Origin of the sequence: Pseudomonas sp. FSL R10-1350, from assembly GCF_009600525.1 — a bacterium.
Classification (GTDB): domain Bacteria; phylum Pseudomonadota; class Gammaproteobacteria; order Pseudomonadales; family Pseudomonadaceae; genus Aquipseudomonas; species Aquipseudomonas helleri.
Window position 1 is genome coordinate 1 of sequence record NZ_WIVR01000011.1, and the last position, 15,656, is coordinate 15,656.

A 15,656-nucleotide genomic window follows, 5' to 3' on the forward strand; every position below is an offset into this window, starting at 1 on the left:
GTTGGTTAAGCTTTCGCTCAACCGAGGCGCGCATTCTACAGCAGCCTCTGTTGCTGTCAAGCGGTTATTTTAAGATGTTTTCAAAGTTTCCTTTGGAACATCAACCACTTGCGCTTTCGATCTCTCGTTAGCGGGAGGCGAATTCTACAGCGTTACACGCTGCTGTCAACACCTCATTTCCTGCTTCGATGAATTGAAGCTGGCACCGTCAAAACAATCTAACTCATTGATATTCAAGGAGTTTTCCGTTTCGACTGCGCCGGAAGTGGTGCGAATTATAGGCTGCAAAAATCCTGAGTCAAGGGTTAATTAAAACCTTCTATATTTAAGACAATCTCAAAGCATATTGCGCACTATATTGCACACCGCGCGCCACTTGATCATGATGCCTGACCTCTACACACTTATCGCCCAGGCATACCCCGCAATGACACAGTCCTCTCGTAGCCTCGTATCGACGCTATTACCTGTTGGCCTACTCCTTATCGCCATGGCCTCAATCCAATCAGGTGCATCGCTCGCAAAAAGCATGTTCCCCATTGTGGGCGCACAAGGCACAACAACCCTGCGCTTGATATTTGCCAGCATCATCATGCTGCTGATACTGCGCCCCTGGAGAGCCAAGCTCACCGCTAAATCGCTCAAGACCGTCATTGTTTACGGGATAGCTCTAGGCGGCATGAACCTGCTCTTCTATATGTCGCTGCGTACTGTCCCGCTGGGGATTGCTGTTGCACTCGAATTCACTGGCCCGCTGGCGGTTGCTATCTTCTCTTCGCGCAAAGCCATCGACTTTGTGTGGATCGGCTTGGCAATTACCGGGCTTTTACTGCTTATCCCTCTAGGAGAAGGCGCACAAGGCATTGACCTCGTCGGTACAGCCTATGCACTCGGAGCAGGCGTGTGCTGGGCGCTGTATATCCTCTTCGGGCAGAAAGCAGGCGCAGATAATGGCGTCCAGACAGCAGCCTTGGGCGTCATTATTGCGGCACTGTTTATTGCCCCTGTGGGCATTGTTCATGCAGGCAGCGCGCTATTGACCCCAGCCCTGATCCCAATTGCCCTTGCTGTCGCGTTATTGTCCACTGCCCTGCCCTACACGTTAGAGATGATTGCTCTTACACGCATGCCAACGCGAACGTTTGGAACCCTGATGAGCATTGAGCCTGCCTTTGGAGCGCTGTCGGGGCTGCTGTTTCTGCATGAAGTTCTGTCTGTCACACAATGGATAGCTATTCTGTGCATTATCATGGCCTCTGTTGGCGCAACCCTCACAATGCGCGGTCACTCAACACCCGTTAGTACTGACAATTAGTCACCTGATTGACACAGTTCTGGTAATTGACTCTCATTTAGAGGATGTTTATACGCCGAACGTGTCACTTGGGGCGATTCCGGATAAGGACATCCAAAGGAGCAACTGAATGATCAACCGCTCACCGCACCACGTAAATCTGACGTAAACGCTTTAAGGACAGGAATGAAACGATTTTTGGTAGTTTTGGCCGTGCTCATGATATCCGGCTGCGCTGCGACCTCCGAAACCGCCGTCAAACGTGGCAAGCGTGGCTTGCACATCAACTGCTCTGGATTATCGTCATCCTGGGATAAATGTTACGCGGAGGCCGTAAAGGCGTGCGGAGACAAGGGATACCGCGTTGTTGCCAAGTCAGGTGATGGCACTGAAGAACCTGGGGATTACCCTTTCGGATTGAACCCCGCCGGCTATACCAGTCGAAGCATGATCGTCCTTTGCAGATAACAGCCCAAGCCTCTGTCACGTAACCCACTCAGTCGAGTACGTGACAGAGCGCCCTCGCGCTTTAAGAAAGTGCTGCTGTTCGAGCCTGCAACCACGCTAAAGCATCACCCTCAAGCAATGGGCTCAACCGCTCACGAACCTGCTCGTGATAATCATTAAGCCACTTAAGCTCCTCATGCGTCAGCAGAGAAGCCTCAAGGCAACGCGTATCAATCGGGCAGAGCGTCAGGGTTTCAAACTTCAGAAACTCACCAAACTCCGAGGCGCCAGCCTCGCGATTCAACACCAGATTCTCAATTCGCACGCCCCAACGACCCGGACGGTATGTACCCGGCTCAATTGACGTAATCATGCCGGGCTGCATCGCAGTGTGCGGTGCTACACCTGCCTGGTAGGCAATCACCTGCGGCCCCTCATGCACATTCAAGAAGTAACCGACGCCATGCCCGGTACCGTGCCCGTAATCAACGTTATCAGCCCAAATCGGTGCCCGGGCGATGGCGTCAAGCAAAGGAGACAGAATCCCCTTTGGAAACTGGGCACGCGACAAAGCAATCACACCTTTAAGTACACGCGTGCAGTCATGCTTTTGCTCGCGGGCAGGAGTACCGACAGGCACCATGCGAGTGATATCGGTGGTACCCCCCAGATACTGACCACCCGAGTCGATAAGCAATAAGCCATTCCCCTCAATGACGGCGTGCTCTAGCTCGGTCGCGTGGTAATGCGGCATTGCGCCATTAGCGTTAAAAGCCGCAATGGTATTGAAGCTCAGCGATACAAAACCCGGTCGACGTGCACGCGCAGCGCTCAACTGCTCATCAATGGTCAGCTCCGTGATGCGATCATGACCCAAGGCCGCTTCGAGCCAGGCAAAGAACTCGCAAAGCGCAGCGCCATCCTGCTCCATGGCCTGGCGGATGTGAACCGCATCATCAAGGCTCTTTTGCGACTTGGCGAACGTAGTTGGATTCAGTCCCTCAACGAACGTCACCTCACGATTCACGTTGTTGAGCAAACCGCAAGTGACGCGTGCCGGATCTATCAGCAGACGGGTCGTTGCCGGCAGCGCAGCCAGAGCCGAATTGATCTCGGTGTAATCACGCAAATTGACGCCATCGCGCTGAAGGGTGTCACGCAGCTCAACACCCACCTTTTCCAGATCAACAAACACCGTGGCCCGGTCAGGCTCAATCAATGCAAACGAGACAAAGACCGGGTTAAAAGAAACATCAGAGCCACGCAAGTTAAACAGCCAGGCAATATCATCCAGCGTGGCGATAAAGTGTGCATCGGCGTTACGCTGCTTAAGCGTTTCGCGCAGCTTCGCTAACTTGTCTACTCGGCTCACGGTGGCTTGAGGTGGTAAATGTTCATACACCGGCTGTTTAGGCAGCGCGGGACGATCAGCCCACACCAGGCTCAACACATCGATATCGGTACGCAGAACTGCACCACGCTCTTTGAGCTTGGTCTCCAGAGTGCGCGCGGATGCCAAAGCCAGAACAGCACCATCAACCGATACTGTCGACCCTTGCGGAGCTTGTTCTGCCAACCAGTCCAGAGGGCCTGGCTGACCCGGTTGCAACTTGACCAGTTCGATAGTACTACCGGCAAGCTCTTTGCCAGCTTGCTCCCAGTAACGGCTGTCTGCCCACAATCCGGCAAAGGTCGGCGTCACGATCAACGTACCGACTGAACCGTGAAAGCCCGACAGCCATTGACGCCCCTGCCAGTAGGCAGGCAAATACTCGGAGAGGTGTGGGTCTGCCGAGGGAACCAACAGCGCATAAATGCTGTTCTGTTTCATCAAGGCGCGAGTCCGCGCCAAACGCTGCACCACAGATTCCTGATTCAACGACTGAATGCTCATCCTCTCTCCTGCTGGCCACGGTTGTGTTTCTTCGTCGCGGATAATGGAGCAGTCATCAAGACTGGGCAACCGCCCAAAAAGGGGCAGGCGCTGCAATAGCGGCCTTGATGGCGTTTACCGCAACATCAATGTCCTGCTCGCGGGTAAAACGCCCAAGACTCAAGCGAATGGTTCTCGCCGCCTTGTCTGCATCATGGCCCACAGCAAGCAGTACGTGAGACGGCGCCTTGCTGGCCGAATTGCACGCCGAGGTTGCCGAGTAGGCCAGCACTGCACTCAGTGCCGAACTATTAAAGTGCCCTTCACCGAACGTCAGGCTCAGGGTATGAGGGATTCGTTGGATCGGACAACCATTACACTGCACACCCGGCACATCAGCTAACTGCTCAAGCAACCGCTGGCGAAGGCCCTGGATATGCGAAAGCTCCTGGGTAAACGATTCACGAGCAATGGCAAAAGCTGCGCCCATGCCGGCGATCTGATGGGTTGCCAAGGTGCCGGAACGCAGCCCGGACTCATGACCACCACCGTGGATCTGCGCCTGTAATCGATCCTGCGCACGTGGCCCGACATACAAGGCACCAATCCCTTTGGGCCCGTAGAGCTTGTGCCCCGAGAACGACATCAAGTCCACCGCCCACTCTTGCAGGTCGATGGCGACCTTGCCTGCCCCTTGCGCCGCATCAACATGAAACAACGCACCGTGCTCACGAACCAGTCGCCCGATAGCAGGAACGTCATTCACCGTTCCCAGCTCATTATTGACCAGCATCAGCGACACCAGCAGCGTGTCCGAACGCAGCGCAGCACGGACTTTTTCAGCACTGACCAGCCCGTCGCTGTCAGGAGCCAGGTACGTCACATCGAAACCTGACGCCTCTAAAAAGTGCGCGGTATCCAGTACCGCCTTGTGCTCGATCTGGCTGGTAATAATGTGCCCGCGCGATTCGCGGCTGGCCTGGGCAACGCCCTTCAAGGCCAGGTTATTGGACTCGGTAGCGCCCGACGTCCAGATGATGTGCTCTGGCTTTGCGTTGACCAACTGCGCGACCTGCTCACGGGCGAGCTCTACCGCCTGCCGGGCAGACTGGCCGAAAGCATGTGAGCCAGAAGCGGGGTTCCCAAAATTGCCTTCAAATCCCAGGCACTCGACCATCACCTGAATGACACGATCGTCCACAGGCGTGGTGGCGGCGTAATCGAAATAAAGAGGTCGTTTGTTCATTGTGCAAACCCACTGAGCGCATTCCGGAATCAGGCAGTGCTTGATAGCAGAAAAGTGAAACCGCGTAAAAAGCGCGGCATTTAGAAATAACCGATTGAACAGCCCAAACAAAGAGGCAGCGCTGAGAAAACCTGTAGGAGCCTTCCCAAACTCGGTCAAACGCTAATACATGGCCTTATAAAGCGCTAAAAGTAGGGTGTTTTGCAAGTCTGATATGCCATAAGGATATATAAATATGGAATTACGTTAGTTTACGGAATATCAAAATCCCCTTATAAAGTCGCCTTCGGCTTTCCTTTTGTGGGCAGAGCCCCCCGATAAAAGGAGCTGTCCTTGCAGCTTTTAACATTACCGTCGACTCCGGCACTCGCGACCTCCATAAGGGCCACAGCCCAAGTGTTTGAAGACCCCGTGTCCAAAGCGTTACTGACGCATCTGCAACAAATAGCTCCCAGCGACGCCAGCGTCTTGATCATTGGCGAAACAGGTACTGGCAAAGAGCTGGTAGCCCGTCACATTCATCAACTCAGCCACCGCCATCAGCAGCCTTTTGTCGCCGTCAACTGCGGCGCATTTGCCGAGTCGCTGGTTGAAGCCGAATTGTTCGGTCACGAAAAAGGCGCCTTCACCGGCGCACTGGCCGCCAAAGCGGGCTGGTTTGAAGAAGCTGACGGCGGCACCTTGTTTCTGGATGAAATCGGCGACTTGCCGCTGCCCATTCAAGTGAAACTGCTGCGTGTATTGCAAGAGCAGGAAGTCGTCAGGCTCGGCTCGCGCAAAAGCACGCCGATTAATGTCCGCGTACTGGCCGCCACCAACGTCAACCTGGAGCAGGCCATCGAAGCGGGGCATTTTCGCGAAGACCTCTACTACCGCCTGAATGTCGTGAGCCTGGTGCTGCGCCCATTGCGCGAGCGACCAGGGGATATCCTGCCACTGGCCAGACACTTCCTGCACACCTATCGGCAACGTCTGCAACACGGCCCGTCGACGCTCAGCCCATGCGCCGAAGAAGCCCTCACCCAACACCCATGGCAGGGCAACATCCGCGAACTGGAAAACGTCATGCATCACAGCTTGTTGCTGTGCCGCAACCAGACCATCTCCGTGCAAGACCTGCGACTGTCACCTTCACGCGTAAGGCGCCAGGAAACACCCGGGCCGTCACACACGCATTCGCAAGACAGCACCCAAGACCTGCTGCAACGCGCGTTTCGCAGGCTGTTCGAAGAAGAACCCGGCGCGTTGCATGAAACGGTTGAAGACAGCCTGCTGCGCGCTGCCTACGAGTTTTGCCATCACAACCAGGTACATACCGCCAAACTGCTGGGCTTGAGCCGCAATGTCACACGGACACGCCTGATCAAGCTTGGCGCGTTATCAGTGAACACCCGCCGCTCTGACTCACCGGCCTCCTCCCCCTATTTGCAGCAGTCCATCTAGTTAAACAGCAGCAGCCTTGTGACGGCTGCTGCTGAGCCGAACGTATAGCGCAGACGTATTCATCAGCCTTCACCTGAGCAACCTTTGCCCGTAATAAAAGGCCTGTCGCCGCTTCCTGCGGTTATGGGTAAGATGGCTGCTTCCTTCAGCGCATCGCGCATACGTCCCGCCGAATTAAGTCGACCTCATGCCTTTTGATCTCAGCCTCAGCGTAGATTTGACCACCCTCGCCATTTTGGCCGCCGTTGCGTTTGTCGCCGGTTTTATCGATGCGATTGCGGGCGGTGGCGGCTTGCTGACCACCCCTGCCCTGCTGACCGCCGGCCTACCGCCGCACCTGGTATTGGGGACCAACAAACTTAGCTCGACATTCGGTGCAGCCACGGCCAGCTTCACCTTTTATCGGCGCAAACTGTTCCATCCACGCGAGTGGAAGCTGGCTATTTTCGGCACCCTGACAGGCGCCCTGATCGGCGCTATCGCCGCCCATTACATGCCGGCTGAATGGCTCAACAAAATGTTGCCGGTGATCGTCTTCGGCTGCGGGCTGTACTTACTGTTTGGCGGCACGCCTAAAACCCCGATCGACAACGACGCGCCGATCAAAAAGAAATGGCAACTGCCACAAGGTATTGGCCTGGGTTTCTATGATGGCGTAGCGGGCCCGGGAACCGGTGCGTTCTGGACCGTCAGCAGCATGCTGCTCTACCCCATCGACCTGGTGAAGGCCAGCGGGGTGGCCCGCAGCATGAACTTCGTCAGCAACATCACGGCACTGTCAATATTCATCTTCTCCGGGCATGTGGACTGGATCATCGGTCTGACCATGGGCTTTGCGGTCATGATCGGCGCCTTCTTTGGCGCCCGCAGCGCAATCAGCGGCGGGGCCAAATTCATTCGCCCGGTGTTCATCACCGTGGTCCTGGGGCTGACTGTGCGCCTAGCCTGGCAACACTGGTTCGACATGGCCTAAACGCCGCGCCACGTACAGGTCGATGAGATAACGCGCAATCGAGCGCGACGCCGGCAATGGCGGCAAGTGGTGAATATTGAACCACTGTGCATCTTCAATCTCGTCGGCCTGGGGCACGATGTCACCGCCCGCATACTCCGCATGAAAACCCAGCATCATCGAGTGCGGGAACGGCCAGCACTGACTGCCCACATACTGAATATTCTTGACCTGGACCTGCACTTCTTCGTGCACCTCGCGAATCAGGCAGTCTTCGGCCGACTCACCCGGCTCGGCAAAACCAGCCAGAGTGCTGTAAACACCCGGCACAAACCGTGGCGAACGCGCCAGCAAGACTTCATCGCCACGGGTAATCAGCACAATCATGCTCGGCGAAATACGCGGATAGCTGCGCAAGTCACACGGCGCACAATACATCGCCCGTTCCCTCGGCACCTGCGTCATGGCCTGTCCGCAACTGCCACAAAAACGGTGCTCACGGGCCCAGGTGCCAATTTGCGCGGCGTAACCCAACACCTTGTACAGCGTGTGGTCGCCTTGCAGCATAAACGCGCGCAAACCCTGCCACTGGCAGCCCTGAACCTGAGCACTGCCCTTCAGTTCCAGCAGGTAGACCGGCTCGCCGTCCAGATGGCCAATGCCATGCTCAGCCAAAACCGGCAGGTCCTGGCGCTTGAGCCATTCACGTGGAAACAATGGGCCATTGTCGTCGAGCAAAAAACCCTCTGGGCCACGCGCCACTGCCAAGCCGCCAGCAAAATCGGTGTCCAGTACTGCCGTAGTCCAACGCGAAGTCATCACAACATCCCAGGTCAAGTTGAGGTGCGACGCGGCGACCGCGTCAATCCTGAAATTCAGGCTTTTGTTTGCTCATATGTGCGGCCATGGCCAAACGCAAGTCCGTGGATTGCAACATGGCCGCGTTCCAGGTGGCAACATATTCAAGGCCATCATCGACACGGTGATCGCGCATGTAACTGATCATTTGCTTGGTCCCGCCCACCGCAATCGGCGATTTGCCAGCGATGTCTTGCGCAATGGCCATGACCCCCTCCAGCAAACGCTCATGATCACTGTAGACCCGGTTGACCAGGCCAATACTGCGCGCTTCTTCAGCGTCGACCATGCGGCCCGTATACGCCAGCTCCCGAAGCATGCCGTCACCGATAATGCGCGGCAAACGTTGCAAAGTGCCGACATCGGCGGCCATGCCCATGTCGATTTCTTTGATCGAAAACTGCGCATCTTCTGCGGCATAGCGCATGTCACAGGCCGCGATCAAATCAATGGCGCCCCCCAGGCAATAACCCTGGACAGCGGCCAGAACAGGCTTGCGACATTGATCAACAGCATTGAACGAGGCCTGCATTTGCAGGATTTTACGCCGTAGCAGGCGAGCGTTACGCCCGACATCCTTGCCCAGCTCATTGGCCACCGACGCCAGTAGCATCAAATCAATGCCGGCCGAAAAGTGCTTGCCGGCGCCACTGATCACCACCACTCGCACGGCATCGGTTTCATCGATCCACTGAAAAATCTCAATGATCTCAGTCCAGAATGCCGCATTCATCGCATTGACCTTTTCAGGTCGATTGATCGTCACGTGGGCGATGCTGTCGTTTAACTCAACCTTGAAAGCCTGGTACTCGGGCATAACCTGAATCCTTTTTGGGGCGTTGTCGCCGGTCAATGAGCGAGCGACTATAACAAGCAGCGCGTCCCGAAAAAGACCGTGATTACGCCAAAAACCGGACAAAGTGGCGTCTTCGATCAGCCATCAAGCTTCAGGACAAAATGCTCAAGAGCCTGCGCCACGCCATCATCCTCGTTGCTTGCGGTGACATACATCGCCTGCTTGCGGATTGCCTCGTCTGCCTGGCCCATTGCAACCGACAGCCCGGCACGCTTGAACATTGCCGGGTCATTGCCGCCATCACCCAAGGCCATGGTGCGCTCCAGCGGCACCCCTAAACGCGCAGCCAAGGTAGCAAGCGCCTCGCCCTTGTTGGCATGCAAGGCTGTCACATCAAGATAAAACGCCTGCGAGCGACTGGCCAGCGCCTCGTCACCCAATACACCTTGGAGCTGATGCTCAAGTTCAACCAGCAACGGAGCATTACGACTGGCCGCGACAATTTTGTCGACCCGCTGCAAATAGTCGCCAAAGTCAGTGACCACCCGCGGAGCAAAGCCCAGCGCATTCTGCTCCTGCGCCACCATGGGGCCATCGGGGTCGCGCAACAACCATTGATCATCGGCAAACACCCAGACTTCAACGTCGTGGTCAGCCAGAACATTCAACGTCGTTTTCACTGCCTCATAGGGCACGGGATGCGTTTGCAGGTAACTGCCATCAGGGTTAACCAGCACCCCGCCGTTAAAGGCAGCCGTGGGCAATTCGATACCCAGTTGTTTGATCTGCTCACGCATGCCTCGCGGCGGCCGCCCAGTGGCCAGCGTGAAGTACACGCCCGCAGCCTGCAGCGCTTTTACCGCCGCCAACGTGCGCGGACTAATGCTGTGATCGGGCCTGAGCAAGGTGCCGTCCATGTCGCACAGCACCAACTGAATCGGCTCTTGCGTCGGCTTGCTCATTCGATGTCCAGCCATACGCGGCCATCGCGGGCCAACAAATCCCTGGCGGCCTGCGGCCCGTCTTCACCGGCTTTATAGAAGTGCACATCCGCCTGCTCACGCCACGCATCGAGAAAAGGCTGCACGCCGCGCCAGCCGTTTTCGATGTTGTCGGCCCGCTGAAACAAGGTTTGATCGCCGGTCAGGCAGTCATAAATCAAGGTCTCGTAGCCAGTAGACGGCTGCACCTCAAAGAAGTCCTTGTAGGCAAAACCCAGCTCAATATTGGCCATGTTCAGACCCGGACCAGGACGCTTGGCCTGCAAGTCAAACCACATGCCTTCATTGGGCTGGATGCGGATACGCAGATAGTTGGGCTTCAAGCGTTCCACTTCGGTATCGCGAAACTGTGCGTAAGGCGCGGGTTTAAAGCAGATCGCAATTTCGGTGTCACGCGCGCTCATGCGTTTACCGGTGCGCAGGTAAAACGGCACACCCACCCAACGCCAGTTGTCGATCATCACTTTGAGGGCGACAAAGGTCTCCGTCGAGCTGTCTGCGGCCACGTTGTTTTCTTCACGATAACCGGGCACAGGCTTACCACCCGACTCGCCCGCCGTGTATTGACCACGCACCGAGTTTTTGCGCGCATCTTCAATCGACCACGGCCGAATCGCGCCAATCACTTTGGCCTTTTCGCCGCGCACCGCATCCGCGCCAAACGCCGCCGGTGGCTCCATCGCCACCATGGCCAACAACTGGAACAGATGGTTAGGCAACATGTCGCGCAAGGCACCGGTGTTTTCGTAAAAGCTGCCACGGGTCTCGACCCCGACCGTTTCAGCGGCCGTGATCTGCACGTGGTCGATGTAATGGTTGTTCCAGAACGACTCAAAAAGCCCGTTGGAAAAGCGGCTGACCAAAATGTTCTGGACCGTTTCCTTGCCCAGATAATGGTCAATCCGGTAGATCTGCTTCTCGCTCATGACACTCAACAGGCAAGCGTTCAAGGCTTGCGCCGTGTCGACATCCGAGCCAAAAGGTTTTTCAATCACTACCCGGCGAAAAGCCTCCGGGGTTTCTTTAAGCAGCCCGCTGGCACCCAGCCGCTGCACCACTTCGCTGAAAAAGCGCGGGGCAGTGGCCAGGTAAAACACCGCATTGCCCGTGCCACTGGCGAAAATCTTCTGCTCCAGCGCCGCGTAGGTGCTGTCGTCAAGGAAATCGCCCTGCACATAACTGATGTTTTTCGCCAAGCGGGCCCACAAGTCAGCATTCAGGCCCTGACCATCAGGATGGTTGACCTTGCTGGCGGCCTCCGTGCGAATGAAGTCCTCCAGCTTCTTGGCAAAGCCCTCATCACTGATCGCATTGTGGTCAACGCCCACAATGCGCAAGCCATCGTCCAGCAAACCGTCCCGAGTCAAGTTGTACAGCGCCGGCATTAACAAGCGCTTTACCAGATCACCATGGGCCCCAAACAGAAACAGAGTGGTAGGAGGCGCAGGTTTAACGTTGGATTTGCTGGACGGTTCGGTCATTTTTTAGGCGTCTCCACATGGCCGCCGAAACCAAAGCGCATGGCCGACAACAATTTGTCGCCATACAGGCTTTGCTGGCGCGAGCTATAACGGGCAAACAGGGCGTTGGACAGAACAGGCACCGGCGTCGACTGCTCCATGGCAGCTTCGATAGTCCAGCGGCCTTCACCGCTGTCAGCCACGGCGCCCGAGTAACCGTCCAGCGGTGCGTCAACGGCCAGTGCGTCGGCGGTCAAGTCCAGCAACCAGGACGACACCACACTGCCACGACGCCACACTTCAGCGATATCGCCCAGGTTCAGGTCAAAACGCTGGTCTTCAGGCAGGTTTTCACCGCCTTTCATCTTCATCAGGTTGAAGCCTTCGGCATACGCCTGCATCAAGCCGTACTCGATACCGTTGTGCACCATTTTGACGAAGTGCCCTGCACCCGCCGGGCCTGCGTGGATGTAACCGCGCTCGGCGCGATCGTCATCAGACACACGATCCTTGGTCCGTGGAATATCGCCCAGGCCCGGGGCCAGCGCAGCAAACAGCGGGTCCAGGTGTTTAACCACTTGCGTGTCACCGCCGATCATCATGCAGTAACCGCGTTCCAGGCCCCAGACGCCGCCCGAAGTACCGACGTCGACATAACGAATGCCTTTTTCAGCCAGCGCTTTGGAGCGACGAATATCGTCTTTATAGAAGGTGTTACCGCCATCGATGATGATGTCATCGGCGTCGAGCAGTTGGCTCAGGGTATCGATCGTGTCTTCGGTCGGTGCGCCAGACGGCAGCATGACCCACACAGCGCGAGGCTTGGCCAGGCCAGCCACCAGCGCAGGCAGGTCAGCAACGCCGGTAGCGCCGTCCTGTTCCAGAGCACTGACGAAATCGGTATTGCGGTCAAAAACCACGGTGGTATGCCCATTGAGCATCAGACGCCGTGCGATGTTCCCGCCCATACGGCCCAATCCAATAATTCCCAACTGCATGTACTGTTGCTCCCAACGGCAAATAAATAGGTGTACAGCACCTTAGTTCAGCAATGCTTAAGGTGCTCGGCTAAGGATTAGTCCTATCGCATGGCGCATAGTTTCGCACAAGCAGCGGGGCAGATTCCCGATTGAATCCACTCAGCGGACGGATGAACGGCGATCTGCGTAAAAAAACACTAAAAACCCCTCCCCAGCCTGTAGGAGCGAGCTCGTCTCGCGATCTTTTAAAAGATCAAAAGATCGCGAGACAAGCTCGCTCCCACGACCATCACCCCTCGAAGTTTCATCTCCCGCACAAAGTTTTCACATGACTTTTGTGACAATTGATCACTTTTTGGCTGTTTTATTTTCAGACAGCCCACACGCGTTGTACCGGGTCGTCCGGCGTCAACCATTCAAGCTGTATTGCGCTGGAGTGTTGTATGGGGTTGTTTAAACGCAGTAAGGCATCTGCGAACGGGTTCGATTGGGCTGGTTTGGGCTGGTTGTTTCTATTCTTCTGGTACTTTTCCGGTATCACTCAACTGCTGATACAGCTCACCGGCACTTCGGGCTTTTCAGGCTTTCGCCAAGCATTCGTGATGAGCGCTGTATGGCTGGCGCCGATGCTGATATTCCCCGCCCGCACCCGGATCATGGCAGCGGTGATCGGCGTGGTGCTGTGGGCCTGTTCCATGGCCAGCCTGGGCTATTTCTTTATCTACCAGCAAGAGTTCTCGCAAAGCGTCATCTTCATCATGTTCGAGTCGAACACCTCTGAAGCCGGCGAGTACATGACGCAATACTTTGCCTGGTGGATGGTGCTCGCCTTCCTGGCACATACCGCGTTCGCGGTTTTCCTCTGGACACGCCTGCGCCCGGTGTACCTGCCCCGCGCCCAAGCCTGGGCCGCAGCCCTGGCAATCGTGCTTGCAGTGGTCGGCTACCCGCTGATCAAACAGACCCTTAAACACGACACCTTCGCCTCAGCCCTTGAAAGCTTTGAAAGCCGCGTAGAACCCGCCGTGCCGTGGCAAATGGTGGTCGCCTATCGTCGTTATCTGCAACAACTGGACAGCATGCAAGGCATGCTCGCCAGCGCCAGCAAAATCCCGCCGCTCACCAACCTCACAGACGAAGAAGCAGGCCAACCGACAACCCTGGTACTGGTCATCGGTGAGTCCACCAACCGCCAGCGCATGAGCCTGTATGGTTACCCGCGCGAAACCACGCCCAACCTGGACAAATTGCGCGACCAGCTGGCGATCTTTGACAACGTCGTCACGCCACGCCCTTACACCATCGAAGCCCTGCAACAAGTGCTGACCTTCGCCGACGAAGAAAACCCGGACTTGTACCTCAGCACCCCGTCGCTAGTCAGCGTGATGAAACAAGCGGGTTACAAAACCTTCTGGATCACCAACCAGCAGACCATGACCAAACGCAACACCATGCTCACCACCTTCTCCGAGCAGGCTGACCAACAGGTCTACCTCAATAACAACCGCAACCAGAATGCCCGCCAATATGACGGCGATGTCCTGGAGCCCTTTAACAAGATCCTGGCCGACAGCGCACCGCGCAAACTCATCGTGATTCACTTGCTCGGCACTCACATGAGTTATCAGTACCGCTACCCGCCGACCTTCGACAAATTCACCGATCGTACCGGCGCGCCTGCCGGGTTGAGTGATGACCAGATCCCCACCTACAACAGTTACGACAACGCGGTGCTGTATAACGACTTCGTGGTGTCGAGCCTGATCAAGGACTTCGCAAAAACTGACCCGAACGGCTTTCTGCTGTATTTGTCCGACCACGGTGAAGACGTGTTCGACTCTGTGGGCCACGACACGTTGGGACGCAACGAGGCCAAGCCAACCGCGCCGATGTACACCATCCCCTTTTTGGCCTGGGCCTCACCCAAATGGCGTGAAGACCACACCTGGGATTTCGCCGGTGATCTGGACCGCCCTTACAGCAGCTCACAGTTCATCCACACCTGGGCGGATCTTGCCGGGTTAAGCGCTAAAGAGCTGGATGACAAGAAGAGCCTGGTCAGCGACGAGTTTGTCGTGCGCCCGCAATTGATAGGCGACCCCTACTCTCGCCCGCAAAAAGCCCTGATTGATTTCAGCCTGATCAAGCCCAAAGCGGCGCCGGTGCAAAGCGCGGTCAATTAATAGATGCTACTCAAAGTGGGAGCGGGCTTGCTCGCGATGGTCGTTAACAATGACGCGTATTAACTGAGTAAATCAGGTGCTCTGAAGACCATCGCGAGCAAGCCCGCTCCCACAGGCGCAAAATATCGCTCAAAAGAACAGCATCGCGCTGTTACAGGGGCTTGTTCCAAAACAGCATACGCCCGTGGGCCGGGTCCAGTTGCCCTGCGCTAAACCCGAATTTGCGGTAAGAACCCTGAGCCACAGGGTTGCCCTCGAGAACTTCGAGGGTGATTTTGCAGCAGCCGCGCTCCCGCGCAATGGCCTCGACCTTGTCCAGCATTTTTTGGCTCAGGCCCAAGCCACGGTAGGTATCGACCACTGACACGTCGTGCACGTTGACCAGCGGCTTCCCGGCAAACGTCGAAAAACCTTCAAAACAGTTAACCAGCCCGGCGGCCTGGCCATCCACAAAAGCCAGCACGCTGAATGCATGTGCACGCTTGGCCAACTCGCCCGGCAGTTGTTCCAGCACCTGGGCTGATAACGCCTCGCCGCCACCCATCGGGTCCTGCGCGTAGTGGTTCAAAACGTCTCGCAGTGCTTGAGCGTGAACCGGGTCCGTATAGTTTGCTTGTACGATTACCACTTGCGACATCGCGCATCTTCCCCAAGGTCTGATTTTATTTTGATAGCCTGCGACCTTAGCGTGCCAGCAGTGACGCAAACAAGTATTCGTCTCAAGGGCGCTTTGGCGGGTCAATGCTCTGCATCAGTTCAACAATATTCGCGGCCAGCGCGTCGGCATCCTGATAAATGCGGATATGCCGAAACTGCGCGTTATCGCGATGGTATTGCGCTGCATCGACAGCCGGACCACCGGCCATCTTCTGGCTGATCAAAAGCAAGTCGAACTCACCAGGTTTGGCGTCGCGAAGCCCTTTTAGCGCATCAACTGCGCGCAGAGGGGCGACCCGGTGGTATCCCGCCAGATTGAGCGCCCTGTCTATTTTTAACGCCTGCTCGGTATCGGAGTCAGCGATCAATATTCGTAAAGACTTATTCGGCATAGTGCTTTAACCGTCGTCACACGTCGTTGCGTTGAATGTTTAAACAAAACAGCCCGTTTCAACGATTAATAGGT

The 15,656-nt window shown here is 56.2% G+C and carries 14 protein-coding genes; 5 read left to right on the plus strand and 9 right to left on the minus strand.

Annotated elements, in window-relative coordinates; all coding sequences use genetic code 11:
• Window positions 1-427: 427 nt before the first annotated feature.
• Both rhtA and GHO25_RS07740 read left to right on the plus strand, forming a co-directional pair.
• Entirely contained in the window at window positions 428-1,315 is an 888-nt protein-coding gene (rhtA, locus tag GHO25_RS07735) for a threonine/homoserine exporter RhtA (RefSeq protein WP_153330701.1), read from the plus strand.
• 165 nt (window positions 1,316-1,480) lie between these two features.
• Window positions 1,481-1,762, plus strand: coding sequence for a hypothetical protein (locus GHO25_RS07740; protein WP_048373188.1), 282 nt, complete (start codon window positions 1,481-1,483; stop codon window positions 1,760-1,762).
• Window positions 1,763-1,823: 61 nt separating this feature from the next.
• On the opposite strand, the gene GHO25_RS07745 is transcribed toward GHO25_RS07740, so the two are convergent.
• Both GHO25_RS07745 and GHO25_RS07750 read right to left on the minus strand, forming a co-directional pair.
• Window positions 1,824-3,635, minus strand: coding sequence for an aminopeptidase P family protein (locus GHO25_RS07745; protein ID WP_153390462.1), 1,812 nt, complete (start codon window positions 3,633-3,635; stop codon window positions 1,824-1,826).
• A 55-nt stretch (window positions 3,636-3,690) separates the two neighbouring features.
• Window positions 3,691-4,860 carry a cysteine desulfurase family protein gene (locus GHO25_RS07750; protein WP_153390464.1) on the minus strand — a complete coding sequence of 390 codons (1,170 nt, stop codon included), beginning with the start codon at window positions 4,858-4,860 and terminating at the stop codon, window positions 3,691-3,693.
• 333 nt (window positions 4,861-5,193) lie between these two features.
• Between GHO25_RS07750 and GHO25_RS07755 the strand changes: the two genes are divergently transcribed.
• Complete coding sequence (locus tag GHO25_RS07755) at window positions 5,194-6,303, plus strand: sigma-54-dependent Fis family transcriptional regulator (protein WP_153390466.1); 1,110 nt, start codon at window positions 5,194-5,196, stop codon at window positions 6,301-6,303.
• Between the two features lie 187 nt (window positions 6,304-6,490).
• Window positions 6,491-7,276, plus strand: a complete 786-nt coding sequence (locus GHO25_RS07760) for a TSUP family transporter (protein ID WP_048373180.1) — start codon at window positions 6,491-6,493, stop codon at window positions 7,274-7,276.
• Here the strand turns inward: GHO25_RS07760 and nudC are convergent.
• The 5 genes from nudC to gnd all read right to left on the minus strand — a co-directional run bounded on the left by nudC (window position 7,244) and on the right by gnd (window position 12,368).
• The gene (gene nudC / locus GHO25_RS07765; protein WP_153390468.1) at window positions 7,244-8,074 is read right to left on the minus strand and encodes an NAD(+) diphosphatase; all 831 of its coding nucleotides are present in this window, start codon (window positions 8,072-8,074) and stop codon (window positions 7,244-7,246) included. The genes GHO25_RS07760 and nudC overlap by 33 nt on opposite strands.
• A 43-nt stretch (window positions 8,075-8,117) precedes the next feature.
• Window positions 8,118-8,930 (minus strand): crotonase/enoyl-CoA hydratase family protein, encoded by an 813-nt coding sequence (locus GHO25_RS07770; RefSeq protein WP_123750124.1) that lies wholly within the window; start codon window positions 8,928-8,930, stop codon window positions 8,118-8,120.
• Window positions 8,931-9,046: 116 nt separating this feature from the next.
• The gene (locus GHO25_RS07775) at window positions 9,047-9,871 is read right to left on the minus strand and encodes a Cof-type HAD-IIB family hydrolase (protein ID WP_153390470.1); all 825 of its coding nucleotides are present in this window, start codon (window positions 9,869-9,871) and stop codon (window positions 9,047-9,049) included.
• Window positions 9,868-11,391 (minus strand): glucose-6-phosphate dehydrogenase, encoded by a 1,524-nt coding sequence (zwf, locus tag GHO25_RS07780; RefSeq protein ID WP_048391404.1) that lies wholly within the window; start codon window positions 11,389-11,391, stop codon window positions 9,868-9,870. Before zwf ends, GHO25_RS07775 begins: the two co-directional genes overlap by 4 nt.
• A complete protein-coding gene (gene gnd, locus GHO25_RS07785) occupies window positions 11,388-12,368 on the minus strand; it encodes a phosphogluconate dehydrogenase (NAD(+)-dependent, decarboxylating) (protein ID WP_048373167.1) in 981 nt (326 codons plus the stop codon). Before gnd ends, zwf begins: the two co-directional genes overlap by 4 nt.
• A 425-nt stretch (window positions 12,369-12,793) precedes the next feature.
• Between gnd and GHO25_RS07790 the strand changes: the two genes are divergently transcribed.
• Window positions 12,794-14,533, plus strand: coding sequence for a phosphoethanolamine transferase CptA (locus GHO25_RS07790; protein WP_153390471.1), 1,740 nt, complete (start codon window positions 12,794-12,796; stop codon window positions 14,531-14,533).
• 151 nt (window positions 14,534-14,684) lie between these two features.
• On the opposite strand, the gene GHO25_RS07795 is transcribed toward GHO25_RS07790, so the two are convergent.
• Both GHO25_RS07795 and GHO25_RS07800 read right to left on the minus strand, forming a co-directional pair.
• Entirely contained in the window at window positions 14,685-15,170 is a 486-nt protein-coding gene (locus tag GHO25_RS07795) for a GNAT family N-acetyltransferase (protein WP_153330709.1), read from the minus strand.
• Window positions 15,171-15,252: 82 nt separating this feature from the next.
• Complete coding sequence (locus GHO25_RS07800; RefSeq protein WP_048373162.1) at window positions 15,253-15,582, minus strand: hypothetical protein; 330 nt, start codon at window positions 15,580-15,582, stop codon at window positions 15,253-15,255.
• Window positions 15,583-15,656 lie beyond the last annotated feature (74 nt).

Bases quoted from the DNA above. Each gene is read 5' to 3' on its own strand.
- rhtA (WP_153330701.1), top strand. From the start codon at position 428: ATGACACAGTCCTCTCGTAGCCTCGTATCGACGCTATTACCTGTTGGC.
- GHO25_RS07740 (WP_048373188.1), top strand. From the start codon at position 1,481: ATGAAACGATTTTTGGTAGTTTTGGCCGTGCTCATGATATCCGGCTGC.
- GHO25_RS07745 (WP_153390462.1), bottom strand. From the start codon at position 3,635: ATGAGCATTCAGTCGTTGAATCAGGAATCTGTGGTGCAGCGTTTGGCG.
- GHO25_RS07750 (WP_153390464.1), bottom strand. From the start codon at position 4,860: ATGAACAAACGACCTCTTTATTTCGATTACGCCGCCACCACGCCTGTG.
- GHO25_RS07760 (WP_048373180.1), top strand. From the start codon at position 6,491: ATGCCTTTTGATCTCAGCCTCAGCGTAGATTTGACCACCCTCGCCATT.
- nudC (WP_153390468.1), bottom strand. From the start codon at position 8,074: ATGACTTCGCGTTGGACTACGGCAGTACTGGACACCGATTTTGCTGGC.
- GHO25_RS07770 (WP_123750124.1), bottom strand. From the start codon at position 8,930: ATGCCCGAGTACCAGGCTTTCAAGGTTGAGTTAAACGACAGCATCGCC.
- GHO25_RS07775 (WP_153390470.1), bottom strand. From the start codon at position 9,871: ATGAGCAAGCCGACGCAAGAGCCGATTCAGTTGGTGCTGTGCGACATG.
- zwf (WP_048391404.1), bottom strand. From the start codon at position 11,391: ATGACCGAACCGTCCAGCAAATCCAACGTTAAACCTGCGCCTCCTACC.
- gnd (WP_048373167.1), bottom strand. From the start codon at position 12,368: ATGCAGTTGGGAATTATTGGATTGGGCCGTATGGGCGGGAACATCGCA.
- GHO25_RS07790 (WP_153390471.1), top strand. From the start codon at position 12,794: ATGGGGTTGTTTAAACGCAGTAAGGCATCTGCGAACGGGTTCGATTGG.
- GHO25_RS07795 (WP_153330709.1), bottom strand. From the start codon at position 15,170: ATGTCGCAAGTGGTAATCGTACAAGCAAACTATACGGACCCGGTTCAC.
- GHO25_RS07800 (WP_048373162.1), bottom strand. From the start codon at position 15,582: ATGCCGAATAAGTCTTTACGAATATTGATCGCTGACTCCGATACCGAG.